Genomic DNA, 3,961 nt, shown 5'->3' with positions numbered 1-3,961 from the left:
CCCCCGCGCCCCCGGCATCGCAGAGGTGTCAGGGTTTAGTTAAAATTGGTTAAATGCGGGGGGGCGTAAATTATAAACATTTGTTGATGGAGGAATGAAACCGGTAATCTAACTTTGCACCATGGAATTTCCTAAATATAATAAATTATGGATTCCATGATGCAACTTTTTATGTTGTGGACGCATCTAAAGATAAAAACTCACACATTATTACCGATTGAAATGAAAAAGTCTTTTATAGCGATTCTTACAATGGTAGCCGGTGTCTCTGTCATGTACGCTCAGGACACAGTTGTTAATTCGCAGCCGGTGGTGGCTGATTCTGACACAATATCGGCGTCATCTGAACTGTCGGAGATTGTAATCGAAGCTCCGCGTCTTGTGCGTAAGGCCGATATGGATTTATACTACCCGTCGGAGAGTGCCGTGACTAATTCAAAAAACGGCATGCAGATGCTGCGCAACCTTATGATTCCCTCGATAAATGTAAACGAGGCGCTTGGAATGGTGACAAGTTCGGGTGATAACGTGCAGTTGCGTATCAATGGCAGGGTCTCTTCGATTGATCAGGTAAAATCGCTTTTGCCGGAGACAATAAAGAGGGTAGAGTGGATTGACAATCCCGGGCTCAGATATAATGGTGCGACTTCGGTGCTTAACTTCATCGTGGCAAATCCTGCGATTGGAGGTGCTGTAATGACAAATGCTATGCCCGCTCTTAATCAGGCGTGGGGAAATTATTTTGCTGATTTAAAATTAAACAACGGCTATTCTCAGTTTGAGGTGTGGGGCAGATTCAAACTAACCAATAAGATAAAGTCACACCGCGAATACATGGAGACATTCACGTACCCTGATGGCACATCGCTTTCGAGAAATGAAACTTCACGCGGAGGCATAATGGACAATTCAATGGGTAACTTCGCTGCTTCTTACAGCTATATAAAGCCTGATACCACTGTGTTGATGGTTGATTTGTCATATTTTAAGAAGTTTTCCGACAGGTTTCTATACAAAGGACTGCTTTCACTGAGTGACGGAACGGATGATATTTTGCTTCACGACATGCATGGCGACAAGGGTGGCACACCCAGAATGTCGGCTTATCTTGAGCAGCATCTTCCGGGCAGGCAGATACTTGTGGTGGATTTTAACGCGTCGTTTTACAACGGACGCTCTTACCATGATTATATCGAGCAACTGGCAGGCGGTGAAGTGCTTTCTGATGTACATACGCTTATCAAGGATCGCAACCAGGCATACGCCGTAGAAGCTAACTATATAAAGAACTGGAACAAATCGCGACTTACAGCCGGCGCTTCATATACAGCCAACCGAAATCGTTCGGTGTATGAAAATCTTGGCGGACAAGTGTTTCATCAGCGCCAGGACAAGGCTTACTTTTTCGCTGAATATTTCTATAATCTCGGCAAGGTTACACTTACGGGCGGCATGGGGGCGCAATATACTTCATTTAATTTCCGTGAGTCGGACCAGGGAAACAGTTCGTGGAATCTGCGCCCTCAGTTTACGGCCACGTATCGTCCTGCCGACCATTCGCAGTTCCGGCTTAATTTCACCACATGGCAGTCTGCACCATCCCTTGCCGAGACAAATGTGGCGCCTCAACAGATTGACGGCTTTCAGTGGCGTATCGGTAATCCCGGCCTGAAAACATCGTCGTCGTATATGCTGACGTTGCGCTATAACTTCACTTTGCCAAGGGTGAACGGTACATTTGGTGTCCGTGCATTTACCAGTCCCGATGCGATAACACCGCGCCTGTTCTGGAGTGAAGACAGGCTTGTGACTACATATGAAAACAGTCGCGGGCTGGATAATCTGACTCTGTGGCTTGCACCTCAGGTGGATATTGTGCCGGGATGGCTGATGCTGAGCGGAACCATACAATATCGTGCGGAACGAATGCGTGGTAAGGATTATAAACTCTATAACCACAACTGGAGTGGCGACGTGTCGGCAATGCTGATGCATTGGGGCTTTACCTTGACAGGAATGTATCGTCGTGCGCAGCAGGACCTTTGGGGACAGACTATTTCGTGGGGAGAGAATATTTCCATGATAGAGCTTGCATATAACTGGAAGAACTGGGAGTTTGGTGCCGGCATGCTGATGCCGTTTGGGCGATACGATCAGGGTAGCAAATCGCTTAATCCGTATAATACAAATGAGAGCCACATGCGTCTGGATATGCGCATACCTTATATTCAGATTAGCTATAATCTGCAATGGGGACGGCAGAAGCGTGGCGCTCATAAGCTAATCAACGCTGATGCCAATGTCGATCAGTCGTCGGCCGGCAGCCGATAGCAGCAGGGGATAAGGCTGCGGCGTCTGCTACCGGTGGCGATTTATTATTGATATCTAAGCTCCGTGACCTACATGGTGTTGGTCACGGAGCTTTTGTTGTGTTCCGTCAAAAAAGCATTTTCTGTAGCGAAAACAGTATCTGATTTCCGTTTGACTCTGAAAATTTGTATAATTTTGTATTTAGATAAGTAAGTCGTAAATATCGGGTTTTAAATTAATCATATACGTAATAATTTTCACGACTTACTTATGGGGCTTATGTCCCATGTATATTAAATTTTAGATAAGAATGTATTATATATCAAAACGCATGGAAATTTCAGGGTCACACCGCCTTGAACTTTCTTATCCGAGTAAATGCGAGAATATTCACGGTCATAACTGGATTGTGACAGTCTACTGCAAGGCGCGTACGCTCAATGCTGATGGCATGGTCTGCGACTTCAAGCACATTAAAGAAAAAATTCATGGAGTTCTTGACCATAGGCATATCAACGATATATTACCGTTTAATCCGACGGCCGAGAATATCGCGCGATGGGTCGTAGAGCAGATACCTGAATGCTACAAGGCAGAAGTGCAGGAGAGTGAGGGCAATGTGGCCATGTATGTCGTAGATGAAGATATTTAGCCATGGGTATGAAGGTAAAAGAGATATTCTATTCATTGCAGGGGGAGGGTAGGTTTACCGGCACGGCTGCTGTCTTCTTGCGCCTGTCAGGATGTAATCTTAGATGTCCCTTCTGTGATACGGATCATTTCGATGGAACATTGATGACATATGACGCTATACTTACTGAATTGAAGCGGTATCCGTCACGGCATCTGGTCATCACCGGTGGTGAGCCTTCGTTGCAACTTGAGGCAGACTTCATAGACATGCTTCATGGATGCGGATATTTTGTGCAGGTTGAGACTAATGGGACTCATACGTTGCCCCGTAATGTCGACTGGATTACATGCTCGCCTAAATCAAAGGATATCGTATATGACAGAGTAAATGAGTTGAAAGTCGTATTCGGCAGTGATGCTGTGGGTGATGATTTATTTTTTAACCATATATCTTCGATAGAGGCTGAAGAATATTATCTCCAGCCATGCGATATGGGCAATGATGCGGTTAATGCAGATATTCTCGGTAGATGTGTGGAGTATATAAAGAGTAATCCTGTGTGGCGCCTGTCGCTGCAGACCCATAAGTTGATTGATATACCATAAATATGATGCTTGATTCTACAAGATATATTGATGTGAGTATCGTTTAATTTTGTGGTTGAGATATTTTTTTGCTCATGTCTTTGACCAATTATATGGATGCATGCTTTATTGGTCAATTTTTTTTGCTTTTAGGTGGTGTGCTTAATGTGTTGATATTTATGGCATTAAACGCAACTGCGCTTAATTCGGTTAAAAAAAAGTGAAAAAATATCTGAAAAAATTTGGAGAATTGGAAAAACTGCCCTAACTTTGCAATCGCAAAACGGGAACAACCCCAAGCAACAAAGGTTGCTTAAATCATCGAAAGAAGATTAAGGGTGATTCTCAAACAAATAAAATTGCCTTGTGGTGTAATGGTAGCACGTCGGATTCTGGTTCCGCCTGTGAGGGTTCGAATCCTTCCAAGGCAACG

Annotated in this window: 3 protein-coding genes and 1 tRNA gene; all 4 read left to right on the top strand. The window is 44.4% G+C overall.

All coding sequences use genetic code 11. The annotated features are described in order from the left end of the window. Positions 1–222: 222 nt before the first annotated feature. Positions 223–2,331, top strand: coding sequence for a TonB-dependent receptor (locus tag K2I50_RS10300; RefSeq protein WP_301026265.1), 2,109 nt, complete (start codon positions 223–225; stop codon positions 2,329–2,331). 289 nt (positions 2,332–2,620) lie between these two features. Next, entirely contained in the window at positions 2,621–2,962 is a 342-nt protein-coding gene (locus K2I50_RS10295; protein ID WP_301026264.1) for a 6-carboxytetrahydropterin synthase, read from the top strand. Between the two features lie 2 nt (positions 2,963–2,964). Then, entirely contained in the window at positions 2,965–3,549 is a 585-nt protein-coding gene (locus K2I50_RS10290; protein WP_301026263.1) for a 7-carboxy-7-deazaguanine synthase QueE, read from the top strand. Positions 3,550–3,888: 339 nt separating this feature from the next. Further along, positions 3,889–3,959 (top strand) — tRNA-Gln (locus K2I50_RS10285). Positions 3,960–3,961 lie beyond the last annotated feature (2 nt).

It is taken from the genome of Muribaculum sp., from assembly GCF_029051885.1.
Classification (GTDB): Bacteria; Bacteroidota; Bacteroidia; order Bacteroidales; family Muribaculaceae; genus Muribaculum.
This window is presented reverse-complemented; position numbering and strand designations above follow the sequence as displayed.